At 65.9% G+C, this 14,188-nt stretch carries 16 protein-coding genes; 9 read left to right on the forward strand and 7 right to left on the reverse strand.

Features of this window, described 5'->3' with window-relative positions; genetic code table 11:
• The first annotated feature begins 12 nt into the window (after nt 1-12).
• The gene (locus tag ACFO5X_RS16155; protein ID WP_380718737.1) at nt 13-1,404 is read left to right on the forward strand and encodes a diguanylate cyclase; all 1,392 of its coding nucleotides are present in this window, start codon (nt 13-15) and stop codon (nt 1,402-1,404) included.
• Here the strand turns inward: ACFO5X_RS16155 and ACFO5X_RS16160 are convergent, their stop codons facing one another.
• The 4 genes from ACFO5X_RS16160 to ACFO5X_RS16175 are packed head-to-tail and all read right to left on the reverse strand — an operon-like array spanning nt 1,405 to nt 3,354.
• Nucleotides 1,405-1,908, reverse strand: coding sequence for a periplasmic heavy metal sensor (locus ACFO5X_RS16160; RefSeq protein WP_380718739.1), 504 nt, complete (start codon nt 1,906-1,908; stop codon nt 1,405-1,407).
• Complete coding sequence (locus ACFO5X_RS16165; protein WP_380718741.1) at nt 1,909-2,274, reverse strand: hypothetical protein; 366 nt, start codon at nt 2,272-2,274, stop codon at nt 1,909-1,911.
• A complete protein-coding gene (locus tag ACFO5X_RS16170; protein ID WP_380719536.1) occupies nt 2,267-2,872 on the reverse strand; it encodes an RNA polymerase sigma factor in 606 nt (201 codons plus the stop codon). Before ACFO5X_RS16170 ends, ACFO5X_RS16165 begins: the two co-directional genes overlap by 8 nt.
• Before the next feature lie 14 nt (nt 2,873-2,886).
• On the reverse strand, nt 2,887-3,354 hold the full coding sequence (locus tag ACFO5X_RS16175; RefSeq protein ID WP_380718743.1) for an EF-hand domain-containing protein: 468 nt from the start codon (nt 3,352-3,354) through the stop codon (nt 2,887-2,889).
• Nucleotides 3,355-3,584: 230 nt separating this feature from the next.
• Between ACFO5X_RS16175 and ACFO5X_RS16180 the strand changes: the two genes are divergently transcribed.
• Nucleotides 3,585-3,983, forward strand: coding sequence for a DUF983 domain-containing protein (locus ACFO5X_RS16180; RefSeq protein WP_380719538.1), 399 nt, complete (start codon nt 3,585-3,587; stop codon nt 3,981-3,983).
• 20 nt (nt 3,984-4,003) lie between these two features.
• On the forward strand, nt 4,004-4,702 hold the full coding sequence (locus tag ACFO5X_RS16185; protein WP_380718745.1) for an NUDIX hydrolase: 699 nt from the start codon (nt 4,004-4,006) through the stop codon (nt 4,700-4,702).
• Nucleotides 4,703-4,710: 8 nt separating this feature from the next.
• Here the strand turns inward: ACFO5X_RS16185 and ACFO5X_RS16190 are convergent, their stop codons facing one another.
• The gene (locus tag ACFO5X_RS16190) at nt 4,711-5,610 is read right to left on the reverse strand and encodes an EamA family transporter (RefSeq protein WP_380718747.1); all 900 of its coding nucleotides are present in this window, start codon (nt 5,608-5,610) and stop codon (nt 4,711-4,713) included.
• 21 nt (nt 5,611-5,631) lie between these two features.
• The gene (locus ACFO5X_RS16195; RefSeq protein ID WP_380718749.1) at nt 5,632-6,552 is read right to left on the reverse strand and encodes a fatty acid desaturase; all 921 of its coding nucleotides are present in this window, start codon (nt 6,550-6,552) and stop codon (nt 5,632-5,634) included.
• Between the two features lie 105 nt (nt 6,553-6,657).
• Here ACFO5X_RS16195 and ACFO5X_RS16200 point away from each other — a divergent pair, with 105 nt between their 5' ends.
• The 5 genes from ACFO5X_RS16200 to preA all read left to right on the forward strand — a co-directional run bounded on the left by ACFO5X_RS16200 (nt 6,658) and on the right by preA (nt 11,718).
• Nucleotides 6,658-7,518 carry a helix-turn-helix domain-containing protein gene (locus ACFO5X_RS16200; protein ID WP_380718751.1) on the forward strand — a complete coding sequence of 287 codons (861 nt, stop codon included), beginning with the start codon at nt 6,658-6,660 and terminating at the stop codon, nt 7,516-7,518.
• 133 nt (nt 7,519-7,651) lie between these two features.
• Nucleotides 7,652-8,974, forward strand: a complete 1,323-nt coding sequence (locus tag ACFO5X_RS16205) for an NAD(P)-dependent oxidoreductase (protein ID WP_380718753.1) — start codon at nt 7,652-7,654, stop codon at nt 8,972-8,974.
• A gap of 42 nt (nt 8,975-9,016) precedes the next feature.
• On the forward strand, nt 9,017-9,847 hold the full coding sequence (locus ACFO5X_RS16210; protein ID WP_380718755.1) for a class I SAM-dependent methyltransferase: 831 nt from the start codon (nt 9,017-9,019) through the stop codon (nt 9,845-9,847).
• Between the two features lie 91 nt (nt 9,848-9,938).
• Nucleotides 9,939-10,403 carry a GFA family protein gene (locus ACFO5X_RS16215; protein ID WP_465269467.1) on the forward strand — a complete coding sequence of 155 codons (465 nt, stop codon included), beginning with the start codon at nt 9,939-9,941 and terminating at the stop codon, nt 10,401-10,403.
• A gap of 10 nt (nt 10,404-10,413) precedes the next feature.
• Complete coding sequence (preA, locus tag ACFO5X_RS16220) at nt 10,414-11,718, forward strand: NAD-dependent dihydropyrimidine dehydrogenase subunit PreA (protein ID WP_380718760.1); 1,305 nt, start codon at nt 10,414-10,416, stop codon at nt 11,716-11,718.
• 3 nt (nt 11,719-11,721) lie between these two features.
• Here the strand turns inward: preA and ACFO5X_RS16225 are convergent, their stop codons facing one another.
• Nucleotides 11,722-12,681: a hypothetical protein gene (locus ACFO5X_RS16225; protein WP_380718762.1), complete on the reverse strand. Its 960-nt coding sequence runs from the start codon at nt 12,679-12,681 to the stop codon at nt 11,722-11,724.
• Between the two features lie 185 nt (nt 12,682-12,866).
• On the opposite strand from ACFO5X_RS16225, the gene ACFO5X_RS16230 reads away from it, so the two are divergent.
• A complete protein-coding gene (locus ACFO5X_RS16230) occupies nt 12,867-14,111 on the forward strand; it encodes an MFS transporter (protein WP_380718765.1) in 1,245 nt (414 codons plus the stop codon).
• The last annotated feature ends 77 nt before the right edge of the window (nt 14,112-14,188 follow it).

Raw genomic sequence — 14,188 nt, forward strand, 5'->3', positions numbered from 1 at the left:
AAAGGCCGCGGCGTGCAGGCTACCGTTCTGATCGTTGACGGGATCGTCACCAACCGAATCATGCTGAAGGTGCAGCTTTCGGCAGCCTATTACCACGTCGTCCAGGCCGAGTGCATGGAAGGGATTGTCGAACTGGTTCAGCGTACGCAGCCCGATCTGATTGTTGCCGCGATGACGCTGCCAGACGGCGGCGCGATAGAACTGCGCGAACGGCTTGCCGCGGATCCGGTCCTGGCGCTGATCCCGATCCTGGCCATCGCGGTTCAGAATGACGGCGCGGCGCGGATGCGGGCGCTTGCCGCGGGCTTGGATGACGTGCTGAATCAGCCTGTCGACGACCGGCTTCTTCAGGCCCGCATCCGCAGCCTGCTCAGGATGCGCAGCACGGTGGAACAGTTCCGCCTGTCGGGTTCGGGCAACGGTCCGACACCGCTCGGCTTTTCCGAGGCAGGCGCGCAGTTCGCGCCACCCGCGCGGGTGGTGCTGCTGGCGGGAGGGGCTGATTTGGCCCGGCAATGGGCCGACCAGTTGCCATCCCGCCAGGGGCTGCGCTTTGCCACCGTAGGCTCGGGCGATATCGCGCGCCTGATAGATGCGCCGCTGACCGATGCCTTTGTGATCCGTGTCGGTCCCGGCGGCAATCTGCGCGGTCTCGACCTGATCGCCTACCTTCGGGCACGGACAACCACCTGCAACGCCGTGATCATCGCAGTGACCGAGCCGAAGGATGACGCCACCGCGGCCGAGGCGCTGGATCGAGGCGCCACCGACGTCCTCTCCGACGGCTTCAACGCCCAGGAGCTCTCTCTGCGTCTCGCCACCCATCTCAACCGCAAGGCGATAGCCGACCATATGCGCGCATCCGTGCGCGACGGCCTGCGTGAGGCAGTGATTGACCCGATGACAGGGCTCTACAACCGCCGCTACGCGCTGCCATGGTTGACGCGAACGGCGCGGCGTGCGGCGGAACTCCGTCGCAGCTTTGCGGTCATGCTGGCCGATCTCGATCACTTCAAGCGGGTCAACGACCGCCACGGCCACCCGACCGGCGATGCCGTGCTGGTGGAAACCGCGCGGCGGCTTGGCCTTGTTCTCCGTCCGCAGGACATGCTGGCCCGGATCGGAGGCGAAGAATTCATGATGGTTCTGCCGGATATCGACCAGGGCGAGGCGACGGCCATAGCAGGGCGCATGTGCCGCGAAATCAACAGCCGGCCCTTCCGTCCGTCTGGCGACATGCGGCTCGACGTGACCATCAGTATCGGCGTCGTCATGGGGCAACCCGGCAAGACCAGCCAGGCCGCGGTCGAGGCCGATGTTCTCATCGCCCAGGCAGATCAGGCGCTCTATGCGGCCAAGGGCGCCGGGCGGAACAAGATATCCCTGATCCGCCCGGCCGCCTGATCAATCGTCATCCTTGCCGAACCAGCCGCGCTTTTTCGGCTTCTGTTCGATCACCTCGAGCAGCCTTTCGGCATAAGCCTCGCGCTCCTCGGCGCTCATCGCCGCGACCCGTTCCAGCCAGGCGGTCTGGGTAGCGGTAAACCACCCGCTCTGCCGCGTCATCTGCTGATGAACCAGCTCGCCCAGCGCAGTCTGGTTGAACGGCGTCTGGCGCAAGGCTTCGGCGATCCGTTCGGCATCCGCCTTTCGCGTCGTGCCCCGGTCGGCGTCGCGCAGCTTGCGCATCTCCTCGCGCATTGCCACCCGATCCTCCTGCGGCATCGCCCGATACAGCGCCGATCCGACCGAGGGCGGCGGCCGTTTGCCGTCGTGCCCGCCGAACCGCATCGCGGCGCCAACCGCCAGCCCGACAAACAGCAGGTTTAGCGCCAGCGAGGCGATCAGCAGGCCGCGCAGCCACCAGCGGCTGCGGGCAGGTTGCGGGGCAGGGGGGGGCATGTCCATTTATCCGTCCTCCGAAAGGGCGAGGGCAAGGTCGCTGCCCTGTAACAGGTCATATGTGGTCTGGCTCTGCTCCCACAGGCCAACCGGATCGGGCAGCCCGTCCGGAGGGGCAAGGCCGATCCAGAGCCCGGCCGCGCAGGCCGCGGCCAGACCGCCGACCCCGAACCAGCCGCCGATGGCCTCGGCCAGCTGCGCCCGCCAGCCCGGTGCCGCAACGGGCGCGCGCCGCGCCTGCCGGAAGGCGCTTTCGCGCGCGGCATCAGCCAGCATCCGCGCCGCGAGCCCCGCCGGCATTTCCGGCGGTGCCGCCCGCGCGGCGGCGAACATGCTGTCGAGCGTGGTCATGTCGAAATCGCGCTCAGTCATCGTCATACCCCAGGTCTGCACGCTGCCCGGCAAGGATCGCCGCCAGCGCCCGTTTGCCCCGGGCGGTCAGGCTCTCGACCGCCTCGGTGCTGATGTCCATGATCCCGGCAATCTCCGGATTGCCCAGTTCCTCGATGTGGCGCAGAACCACCGCCTCGCGTTGCCGTTCGGGCAGCTGCATCAACGCTGCCTGCAAGGCATCGTGGCGCTGCGCGTCCAGCATCTGCCGGGCCACGCCCGGTGAGGGATCGGCGGGTTCGTCCACTTGATCCAGCGGTGACATCCGGTCGCGCCCGCGACGTCGCCGGTCGGTCACCAGATTCACCGTGACACGATACAGCCAGGTGGTGACCCGAGCCTCGCCATGCCGCCAGTCCGGTGCAATCCGCCAGAGCCGCAGCATCGCCTCCTGCGCCACGTCCTCCGCCTCGGCCCGGTCGCCCAGAAGCCGCAGCGCCAGTCCGAAAACCCGCGGCCCCAGCCGCGTGGTGAGTTGGCCGGCGGCCATGCGGTCGCCGGCCGCGAAGGCGGCCAGCAGGGCCGCGTCCGTGTCGGCCCCGGCGGAGGGATCCGCCGGAGCATTGCCTATGTCGGCCAGGGCCGCCACGGCGCTCAGTTCTTGGACTTGCGCTTCTCGCCGTGATGCTCGCGCATCCGGTCCCGCATCTCGGCGAATTCCTCCTTCGAGACGGTGCCGCTGTCATCGGCGTCCAGTACGTCGAACATCTTCATCCCGCGATCGGCATGGGGCATTTCTTCCGTGCTCAGTACGCCGTCGCCGTCCTTGTCGAGGTTCTTGATCATCGCGGCCACGCGCTCTTCGGTGCGCTTGTTCGCCTGAGCGACCATCTCCGCCGCGTCCAGCTTGCCGTCGGCATTGGTATCGGCCTCGTTGAAGCGCGTCTGTGCCATGGCCTGGACCTCGTCGCGGCTGATCTCGCCGTTGCCATCGGTGTCGAGCGACTCGAAACTGATCGTTCCCGGACCCATCGGAAACCCCGGTCCCTTGGCCAGCGCGACACCCGCGTTCAGAGCAAGCCCGCCCGCAACCAGCCCGGCGATCAGATACATATGTTTCATCTCGGTCTCTTCCTTCTTGTTCTGCCGGCCTGTCTCGCGCCGACCATGTTCCTGATACGGGGCGCGGCGCAGTTTCCGTCGCGCCCAGGGCAAGAAATCTGCCGATGCCGTTTTGCGACATCCCGACGCACGGACATTCTGACCACTTTGCCCCGGGACCGATACGCCTATGTTACGCCGCAGGAGACCTGACACAAATGACAGAACAAATGACTGCGGAAGCCTTGGACATGCATGACGGACCGGCCCCCCGGGATGACTCGCAGGAGCGGCCCATGGGCCAGGCCCTGCTGCGCGGCTGGCGGTGCAAATGCCCCAATTGCGGCAGCGGCCCGTTGCTGAAAAGCTATCTCAAGGTGAACGACACCTGCAGCGTCTGCCGCGAGGAACTCTACCATCACCGCGCCGACGATGGCCCGGCCTATCTGACCATTCTCGTCGTCGGCCACTTGATGGCGCCGCTGCTTCTGCTGGTCTTCGAAACCTGGCGGCCCGAGCCGATGACTCTCTTCACCATTTTTGCGGTTGGCTGCGCCGCGCTCTCGCTCTACCTTCTGCCTCGATTCAAGGGGGCGATTGTCGCCTACCAGTGGGCCAAGCGACTGAACGGATTCGGTCACCCGGCCTGACTGCCCGGCCTCGAGGGACCATGACCGAAGACAAGACTGCCGTCCGCAATGCGGCCACCGTGATCGCCTTGCGTGACCGCCATTCCTCGTCTCCCTCGATCCTGATGGGTCAGCGCGGTGCCTCCGCCGCCTTCATGCCCAACAAGTTCGTCTTCCCTGGTGGCGCCGTCGACCCGACCGATGCCACCATTCCGCTCGCCACGCCGCTCCCCCCGGTCTGCCACAACCGTTTGGCCGAGGAATCACCGGCCGATTTCCAGAATGCCCTGGCCGTTGCCGCCATCCGCGAGCTGTGGGAGGAAACCGGCCTGATACTCGGCGAACCCGGCGCCTGGCAGGGTGAACCGCCCGAGGATTGGCGCACCTTCGCAGCTACCGGCCATCTGCCCTCGGCCGCCGGGCTGCAGTTCGTTTTCCGCGCGCTCACGCCGCCGGGCCGCCCACGGCGCTTCGATGCGCGCTTCTTTCTGGTCGATGCCGATCTGATCCAGGGCGATCTCGACGATTTCACCCACGCCACGGACGAGCTGTCGCATCTCCAGTGGATCCCGCTGACCGAGGCCCGCCGCTTCGATCTGCCCTTCGTGACAGAGGTTGCGCTGGGCGAGGTGGCGGCGCGCGTCCGCGACCCGAATCCGCCGGCCAGCGTGCCCTATTTGCGCAATGGCGCGGAAGAAAGCCTGTTTCTCCGCCTGCGCGGCTATCCCCAGCCCGATTGATCGGGGGGTCAGATCACGATCACCAGTGTCAGGATCGACAGTCCCAGAAGGCTCATGCCCGCCACTTCCCTGCGCGTGATCTTTTCCCGGAAGAACAGCACCGAGGCCAGCAGGCTCAGCACCATCTCGAACTGGCCCAGTGCATTCACATAGGCCGCGTTCTGCAAGGTGAAGGCCAGGAACCAGCAGAACGACCCGCCAAGGCTGGTCAATCCGACCCAGACGGCGGTCCTGCGCGCACCCCAGACCGCCGCAAGCTGGCCCTTCTCGCGCCAGGCCAGCCAGATCGCCATGGCCACCATCTGCATCGTCGCCACCGCTGCCAGCGTCACCACTGCGCGCAGGACCGGCTCGGCTTGCACCTCCAATGACGCGCCGCGATAGGTGACCGCCGAGATCGCGAACAACACGCCCGAGGCCAGCCCGATCAACGGCGCGCGCCCGGTCATCTGGCGCCACCAGGGCCCCTGAGTTTCCGGCGTGCGCGACAGAAGGATCACCCCGACCAGTCCGATGACGATTGCGCCAAGGGCTGCGGGGCTGATGCCTTCGCCCAGGATCAGAAACCCAACCAGCGCGGTCTGGATCACTTCGGTTTTCTTGAAGGTGATGCCAACCGCGAAATTGCGCTGCTTGAACAGCATGACCACGCAGACCGTCGCCAGAATCTGCGTCAGCCCGCCCACGGCGGCAAAACTCCAGAACCGCGCGTCCAGTGACGGCAGCTCTCGCCCGGTGACAAGCAACCAGATCAGAAGACCGCTCAGGATCAGAGGCGCCGAATAGGCAAACCGCGCAAAAGTCGCGCCACCGACGCTCAGCCGGCTGGCGCTCAGCAGTTTCTGCAGCATGAACCGCAGGGTCTGAAAGACGGCAGCGGCAAGGGTTACGGGAATCCAGAGGCTCATGCGCCTCTCATTGCACCCGTTTCATTCCCTCCGCCAGAGCGGATGTGCCACCGGATCCTTGGTGCGCAGCAGGTAGCGCCGGAACACCTCGCCATAGCTGCGATAGACATAGCCATCGTTATAGGCCAGGAACCGGTCGCGTCCGGCCCGATAGAGCGCCGGCAACTGATACCAGGCGACATTCGGGTGCATGTGATGCACCACATGCAGATTGTTGTTCAGAAACAGAAAGGCCAGCGGCCCCCGATCCTCCACGATCACCGTGCGCCCGCGCGCCTTCTCATGCGCCTGATGCTCCAGGAACGTGCGCACCTTCAGAACCGCGATGCCCAGATAAACCGCGCCGAAATAGCCCCAGATCGACATCGGCGAGCGCGCGACGATCCACATCACCAGCGCGACACCAATCAGATGCAGCCCCCAGGCCGCGACCACACGGAGATCGCCTTTCCGGACCAGCTTCATCTCGCTGCGCAGAAAGGCCCAGGTGCCGACCAGGGGCCCGACAATCATCCGCCCGGCCAGAGTGTTGTTGACCCGCAACAGCAGCCGCTGCCCGCCCGCCAGCCGGTTCCAGACCTCCGGATCAAGGTAATTGCTCTCGGGGTCGTCGTAAGGATCGGTCAGGCGCGAGTCACGGTGATGCGCCAGATGCAGGTCGCGGAAGCGGCAGTAGGGATAAAGCAGGTTCAGCGGCAGCCGCATGATCAGTTCGTTCAGCCAGATCAGCGGGGTAGGGTGACCATGCAGCACCTCGTGGATCAGCGAGGCATGCAGCGCGATGGCAAATCCCGCGATGATCACCGCCATCCCCGGCAGCCTTGGCGCGACCCAGAACAGCGCCAGCGCCCAACCCGCATAGCAGACGACGATCAGCGCGACCGTCGGCCATTCGATACTCTGCACGCGCCGCACGGCACGCGCTCCCGTTCTCTTTTTCATCCGGTTCTCAAAGGTTTGTCCCACATGAACATAAGCACATTCACAAAGCCTTGAGGATTCGGTAAATGGTGAACAAATCGCAACGCATGTGACAAAAATCAACAGATGCCGCTAAGAGTCGACAAGCGCGAGCGCGCCACCAACTTTCGCACCCGTCTCCAGCAGGCGCTGCAGCAGTCCGGCACAACGCAAAGCGGTCTGGCCCGGGCGGTCGGCGTCGACCGGTCAACGATCTCGCAGTTGCTCACCGACGACGGCGCGCGCCTGCCGAACGGCCACCTCGTGGGCGCCTGCGCCAGCGCGCTCGGCGTCTCCTCGGATTGGCTCCTGTCGCTCTCCGATCGCCGCGAGAGCGCCGCGGAACTGCTTGCCGGCAGCCTCTCCCTCACCGAAGCCCCCCGCGCATTGATCGACGAACGCATCTTCGCCTGGCACAAGGAAGCCGCAGGCTACAAAATCCGCCATGTCCCGGCCGCGCTGCCCGACATGCTCAAGACCCACGCGATCCTCGAATGGGAATACCGCCCGCATCTCGGCCGCACCACCGACCAGGCCATCGGCGCCTCCGAGGACCGGCTCCAATGGATGCGCAGCGCCGGCTCGGATTACGAGATCGCCATGCCGATCACCGAAATGGCCAGCTTCGCCGAGGCCAGCGGCTATTACGAGGGCCTGCCCGCCGACCTGCGCCGCGCCCAGCTCCAGCACCTGCTCGACCTCTGCGACCAGCTTTACCCGCGCCTGCGGCTCTACCTCTTCGACTCGCGCCGCATCTATTCCGCGCCGATCACCATCTTCGGGCCGCTGCTCTGCGTCTTCTACGCCGGCGGCCACTACCTCGCTTTCCGGGACCGCAACCGCATCGCCTCCTTCACCGGACATTTCGACCGCCTCGTGCGCGAGACCGAGATGGCGGCCCGCGATATCCCCGCCTACCTCCGCCGCCTGCTGGCCGCCATCGGCTGACCGCCGATGCCGTCTTTTTCCGCACCGCTCGAGGAAAACGCTGACGCAGCGCAGACTCCAAAAATTTACCAATTGATAAAAAAATTTTCTGTGGCAGTCTGAAGGCAACAAAAGACCCTCCAGGGAGACCCAGATGGGCAACAGCCAGATGACCCCGGGCATCGCTGCCGGGCGACTGCCAGCCGACCGGATCGCCGAAAACTTCGCGGACCTGCACCCGCCCTACGCCCCGCACGAGGCGGCCGTGGCGGCGGATCGGTGCTACTTCTGCCATGATGCCCCCTGCGTCACCGCCTGTCCCACCTCGATCGACATTCCCATGTTCATCCGGCAAATCCAGACCGGACACCCCGCCGCCGCCGCGCGCACGATCTTCGAGCAGAACATCCTCGGGGGCATGTGCGCCCGCGTGTGCCCCACCGAAACGCTCTGCGAAGAGGCCTGCGTGCGCGAAGCCGCCGAGGGCAAGCCGGTCGAGATCGGCCGCCTCCAGCGCTATGCGACCGACACGCTCATGGCGCAGGGCACGCACCCCTTCACCCGCGCCGCACCGACCGGCAGGCACATCGCCGTGGTCGGGGCAGGGCCGGCAGGCCTGTCCTGCGCGCACCGGCTGGCCATGTTGGGACATGACGTCACCATCTACGAGGCCCTGCCGCGCCCCGGCGGTCTCAACGAATACGGCATTGCCGCCTACAAGGCGACTGGCGGCTTTGCCGGGGCCGAGGTCGACTGGCTGATGCAGATCGGCGGCATCACCATCGACTATGGCAAGGCGCTCGGCCACGACATCACCCTTGACGGCCTCGTATCCTCCCACGATGCCGTCTTTCTCTCCATCGGTCTTGCCGGCGTCAACGCGCTGGGGACCGATGGAGAGGACAGGCCCGAAGTGCGCGACGCCGTCGATTTCATCGCCGAACTGCGCCAGGCCTCCGATCTCGACGCGCTTCCCGTTGGCCGCAATGTTGTGGTGATCGGCGGGGGCATGACCGCGATCGACGCCGCCGTGCAATCGCGCCTGCTGGGTGCGCAATCCGTCACCGTCGCCTACCGCCGCGGTCAGGAGGCGATGGGGGCCAGCACCTTCGAACAGGATCTGGCCGCGCAAAAGGGCGTCCGGCTCATGTTCAACCTGCGCCCTGTCGCCGTGCACCCGGGCGAAATCGAACTGGAATATACCACGACCCAGGATGGTAAGCTCGCCGGAACGGGCGAAACCATCCGTCTGCCCGCCGATCAGGTCTTCAAAGCCATCGGCCAGAAACTCGACGGCGCGCCTGCGTCCCTTTCTCTCGACGGCGGCAAGATCGCCGTCACCGGGGCAGGGCGCACCTCGCTCAAAGGCGTCTGGGCCGGGGGCGACTGTGCCTCGGGTGGCGAAGACCTGACCGTGACGGCGGTGGCCGAAGGGCGCGATGCCGCGATGGATATCCACGCGACACTCGGGGGCTGATCCATGCTAGACTGGGCGCGATCCCCTTGCGGCGAGGACTTCATGGACCATCTGGCCAAGCGTGTCGAAGACCACTACGCCTCGGAAAATCTGCTGGCCCGCATCGACGCGGCGCTCGCATCGCTGGGCGCGGCGTCCAGCGACCCCGACGCGCTGAAACCGGTCGACGAATTCCACACCGGCGGCCGCGCCGCCACCGAGGCGTTGCTCTCCCATGTCGATATACACCCCGGTATGCGCGTGCTCGACATCGGCGCCGGGATCGGCGGCGCCGCGCGTCACATCGCGCGCGCCTACAAGGTCCATGTCACCGGCGTCGACCTGACACACAGCTATGTCGAGGTCGCCAGAACCCTGAACGACCGCACCGGCATGGCCGACGACGTCACCATGATTGTCGGCAGCGCGCTGGACCTGCCGGTTGCCGCCGGCAGCTTCGATCTGGCCGTCATGCTGCACGTCGGGATGAACATCGACGACAAGATGCACCTAATGCACGAGGTCGCCCGTATCCTGAAACCCGGCGGTCACTTCGCGCTCTTCGACGTGATGCGCGACACCGCTGACGAACCGCTCGTCTTCCCTCTGCCATGGTCGACAGTCGCCGAAACCTCCTTCGTCGACCATCCGCTCGCCTATATCACCGCCGCCGAAGGCGCCGGGCTGATCCTGGAAAAGCGCCGCGAACGCCGCGACTTCACCCTCGCCTTCTTCGAAAGGACAATGGCCGCGGCTGCCGAAAACGGCCCTCCGCCGCTCGGCATCCACCTCCTGATGGGCCAGACGGCCGGTCAGAAGATCCGCAACTACGTCGAGAACGTGAAGGCCCACCGCATCGCGCCGGTCGAGATGGTCTTCCGCAAGCCCGGATGATGCGAGCCGCTGACATGCCCTTGCGCACCATTGGAACAACCACAATGAACAGAGACCCGCAGACCATCGACACGCAGACCGGAGCCGGAACATGCCCGCGTTAAGCCTTCCCGCGACCGGCCACTGTCGCTGCGGCGCGCTGCGGGTCCAGGTGACAAAACCGCCGTTGATGACGGCCGTCTGCCACTGCACCGGCTGCCAGCGCATGTCCGGCAGTGCCTTCTCCACCACCGCGATGATCCCCGTCGACGGCTTCGAGGTCATCGCCGGCAAACCTGTCGTCGGCGGGCTGAAGGGGCCGGATATCCATCACCAGCACTGTCCCGAATGCCACTCCTGGGTCTTCACGACCTTCGGGCCGGAACGGCCCTTCGTGAACCTGCGGGCGGTGATGCTGGAGGATTCGTCCTGGTTCGCCCCCTTCATCGAGACCTGCACCGCCGAAAAACTGCCCTGGGCCGAAACCGGCGCGGTGCACAGCTACGAGGCATTTCCCCCGCCCGAAGCTCTCGCCCCGCTGCTGGCGGAATTCGCCGCCCTTCACCCAACCCATTGAGGACCGAGCCATGGCCGATCTGACCACCACCTTCCTCGGGATCACTACCCCGAATCCGTTCTGGCTCGCCTCCGCGCCGCCGACCGACAAGGAATACAATGTCCGCCGCGCCTTCGAGGCTGGCTGGGGCGGCGTGGTCTGGAAGACCCTGGGCGAGGACGGCCCGCCCGTGGTCAACGTCAATGGCCCGCGCTACGGCGTGATCCACGGCGCCGACCGCCGCGTGCTGGGCATCAACAACATCGAGCTGATCACCGACCGTCCGCTCCAGACCAACCTCGACGAAATCACCCGCGTGAAGAAGGACTACCCCGACCGCGCCATCATCGCCTCCATCATGGTCCCCTGCGAAGAGGGTGCCTGGAAGGCCATCCTGCCGCGCGTCGCGGAAACCGGCTGCGACGGGATCGAGCTGAACTTCGGCTGTCCCCACGGCATGAGCGAGCGCGGCATGGGCGCCGCCGTCGGCCAGGTGCCGGAATACATCGAAATGGTCACGCGCTGGTGCAAGGAGTTCTACGGCAAGCCCGTCATCGTCAAGCTGACCCCCAACATCACCGACATCCGTTATCCCGCCCGCGCGGCGAAGAAGGGCGGCGCCGATGCGGTCTCGCTGATCAACACCGTTTCTTCCATCACCTCGGTCAACCTCGACACCTTCTCGCCCGAACCCTCGATCGACGGCAAGGGCTCCCACGGCGGCTACTGCGGCCCCGCGGTCAAGCCGATCGCCATAAACATGGTGGCCGAGATCGCCCGCGACGCCGAAACCCGCGGCCTGCCGATCAGCGGCATCGGCGGCGTCACCACCTGGCGCGACGCGGCCGAATTCATGGCGCTCGGCTGTGGCAACGTCCAGGTCTGCACCGCCGCCATGACCTACGGCTTCCGCATCGTGCAGGAAATGATCTCGGGCCTGTCGCAATGGATGGACGAAAAGGGCTACACATCGACCGCCGATTTCATCGGCCGCGCGGTCCCGAACGTCACCGACTGGCAGTATCTGAACCTCAACTACGTCGCCAAGGCGAAGATCGACCAGGACGCCTGCATCAAATGCGGCCGTTGCTACGCCGCCTGCGAGGACACCAGCCACCAGGCGATCTGGATGCACCCCGGCCGCGTGTTCGAGGTCAACGATGCCGAATGCGTCGCCTGCAACCTCTGCGTCGACGTCTGCCCGGTCGAAAACTGCATCTCGATGGTGCCCATGCAGCCCGGCCAGACCGATCCCCGCACCGGGCGCGTGGTCAGCCCCGACTACGCCAACTGGACGACGCATCCGAACAACCCCTCCGCCCGTGCGGCGGAATAGGCATCAGGCCAGGATGAACCGGTCCAGATCCAGCTGAGCCAGCGTGATGTCCTGAAAGACGATCACATTCTGTCCGTCATGACCGTGGTCATAGATCACATCCGACCCGCTCTGGCTCAGCGCGGCGTTCAGCTGCGCCTTGTTGTGGGCCTCGCCGCGGCTGCGGATCACCACGATATCGTTGTCGAAATCGGTGATCTTGTCCGTCCCCCAGTCGCGTCCGTTGAAGATGAACCGGTCTACAAGCCGCCCGCCGCTCAGCACGTCGTCGCCCGCTCCGCCGTTGATCCGGTCGCGTCCTGCGCCACCCCGGATCACGTCATCCCCGGCGCCGCCAAAAATGACGTCGCGCCCGGCGCGGCCTGCAATCACGTCATCGAACTGAGTCCCCTTGATCGTATCATGCCGGGCCGTCCCGGCGATCCGCGGCGCGCCGCCCGGATCCTCCGCCCGCCCGAACCAGACGTGATAGACCCGCCCCCCATAATCGCCGCCGGCCGCCGGATCGTCGATCACGCCGATCCCGATTGCGTTCCAGTCGTAATTCTCCCACCCGCCCAGATTGGCGATCACCGAATTATGCCCCGACGACCCCTTCCAGGCGTCCAGCGCCGCCTCGATGCTGCCGTAACCGGCCGCCGAAATCTCGAATCCGGTATCGGTATAGGTGGTCCCGATCCGTTCGGGCGCGTCCCACATCACGGCCGCCTGGCTATGATCCGAATAATAGGGCGCATCTGACCAGCTGTGCAGATTCGCGCCCGCCGGCAGCGTCAGCCCTGCCTGCCAGATGTTATAGGCGGTGTCCGCCGCATGACGCCCGGCGGTCGTCGTCAACCCCAGCGACAGCGGAATCGGCGCCAGTCCCAGACTGTCGCGGTATTCCATGATCTGGTGATAGAGATCGAGCTCGGTCAGGCTCAACGCATCCGACGCGGTCGGCTGCGTGTCGTCAAAGGTCATCTCGGCTTCCATCCGCTGTCTGAAACAAGTCGGGCTTTCGCCTAGCGGCGCATCATGGCAAAACCAAGAAGCGGGTCGGGCAAGACGCGCGTTCCGGCGATATGCCGCCGTCATCGGCCGCGGGGGAGCAAACCCCCGCCGGTCAGCAAAACAGACCGACGCTCAGCGAATGACAGGAAGCCGGCGTGAAACAGTTTCTCCCCATCAGCGCATTGCTCCTTGGCTCGGCCCTTCTGCTGTTTGCCGGCGGGATGAACGCCCTGATCCTGCCGATTCGCGGCAACTTCGAAAACTTCGATGCCGCCTCCCTCGGTCTTCTCGGTACCGGCTGGGCGGTCGGATATGTGCTGGGCTGCATCTTTAACCCCCGCCTTGTGGGCAAGGTCGGCCATATCCGCGCCTTCGGCGTGATGGCGGCCTTTGCCGCCGTCGCCGTTCTGTTGTCGCTGATCTTCGTCACGCCCTGGATCTGGATCCCGCTGCGCGGCCTCTCCGGCTTCTGTTTTGCCGGCGCCGCGATGATTGTGGAAAGCTGGCTGTCCGAGCGGGCAGAACCTTCGTCGCGCGGCAAGATCTTCGGCATCTACACGATGGTGAACCTCTTCGCCTCGACCGCCGGTCAGATGTCGCTCTCGATCGGCAATACCTCCGGCTTCCTGTTCTTCGTCCTGCCGGCGATCTTCTATTGCCTGGCGCTGGTGCCGCTCTCGATCTCCTCCAGCACCACGCCCAAACCGCTGGTCAGCGTCAAACTCGACCTCCGCGCGCTCTGGCGCAACTCGCCGGTGGCGGTGGTCGCGGTCTTCGGGGTCGGCATCTCGAACGGCGCCTTCGGCACGCTCTCGGCGGTCTATGCCGACCGGGTCGGGCTGGTCACCGCCACGGTGGCGCTCTTCGCCTCACTGCCGGTCCTCGCCGGCGCGATCAGCCAGGTGCCGATTGGCGCCGCCTCCGACCGGATGGATCGCCGCATCGTGCTCATGGCGGTGATCGTGGCGGCGCTCGGCGTCGATATCGCCTTCATCCTGCTCCAGCCGCAGGATCTCTACGGCAACTTGATCCTTGCCTCCTGCTTCGGCGCGGCGATCTACGCGATGTATCCGCTGATCGTGGCCCATGCGAACGACCATGCCGAACCCGGTACCTATATCCAGGTCAGCGGCGGGCTGCTGCTCACCTACGGTCTCGGCGCCATCGCGGGCCCGACGCTCGCCGGCGTCGCCATGAAAGAGGTCGGCTCCGCCGGCCTGTTCCTCACCTCCGCCGGCGCCCATGTTCTGATGCTGGGCTTCACCGCCCTGCGCATCGGCCGCCGCGCCGCCGTCCCGGAAGAGCGCAAGGCCAGCTTCGTCGCCTCGCCCCAGGCCAAGGCCTCGACCCCCGAAACCGCCGCCCTGGCCATGGGCGACGAGGAGGAACAGGCAGCCTGAGGACGGCCTGCCTGGGCGCGCCCCCGTCTTCTCTGGTTCAAAAATACCTCCGCCGGAGGCAGCCGCCGCCAGGCGGC

Source organism: Seohaeicola nanhaiensis, assembly GCF_042654245.1.
Taxonomy (GTDB): domain Bacteria; phylum Pseudomonadota; class Alphaproteobacteria; order Rhodobacterales; family Rhodobacteraceae; genus Seohaeicola_A; species Seohaeicola_A nanhaiensis.

Bases quoted from the DNA above. Each gene is read 5' to 3' on its own strand.
- ACFO5X_RS16160 (WP_380718739.1), bottom strand. From the start codon at position 1,908: ATGGACATGCCCCCCCCTGCCCCGCAACCTGCCCGCAGCCGCTGGTGG.
- ACFO5X_RS16165 (WP_380718741.1), bottom strand. From the start codon at position 2,274: ATGACTGAGCGCGATTTCGACATGACCACGCTCGACAGCATGTTCGCC.
- ACFO5X_RS16175 (WP_380718743.1), bottom strand. From the start codon at position 3,354: ATGAAACATATGTATCTGATCGCCGGGCTGGTTGCGGGCGGGCTTGCT.
- ACFO5X_RS16180 (WP_380719538.1), top strand. From the start codon at position 3,585: ATGCATGACGGACCGGCCCCCCGGGATGACTCGCAGGAGCGGCCCATG.
- ACFO5X_RS16185 (WP_380718745.1), top strand. From the start codon at position 4,004: ATGACCGAAGACAAGACTGCCGTCCGCAATGCGGCCACCGTGATCGCC.
- ACFO5X_RS16190 (WP_380718747.1), bottom strand. From the start codon at position 5,610: ATGAGCCTCTGGATTCCCGTAACCCTTGCCGCTGCCGTCTTTCAGACC.
- ACFO5X_RS16195 (WP_380718749.1), bottom strand. From the start codon at position 6,552: ATGAAAAAGAGAACGGGAGCGCGTGCCGTGCGGCGCGTGCAGAGTATC.
- ACFO5X_RS16200 (WP_380718751.1), top strand. From the start codon at position 6,658: ATGCCGCTAAGAGTCGACAAGCGCGAGCGCGCCACCAACTTTCGCACC.
- ACFO5X_RS16205 (WP_380718753.1), top strand. From the start codon at position 7,652: ATGGGCAACAGCCAGATGACCCCGGGCATCGCTGCCGGGCGACTGCCA.
- ACFO5X_RS16210 (WP_380718755.1), top strand. From the start codon at position 9,017: ATGGACCATCTGGCCAAGCGTGTCGAAGACCACTACGCCTCGGAAAAT.
- ACFO5X_RS16215 (WP_465269467.1), top strand. From the start codon at position 9,939: ATGCCCGCGTTAAGCCTTCCCGCGACCGGCCACTGTCGCTGCGGCGCG.
- preA (WP_380718760.1), top strand. From the start codon at position 10,414: ATGGCCGATCTGACCACCACCTTCCTCGGGATCACTACCCCGAATCCG.
- ACFO5X_RS16225 (WP_380718762.1), bottom strand. From the start codon at position 12,681: ATGACCTTTGACGACACGCAGCCGACCGCGTCGGATGCGTTGAGCCTG.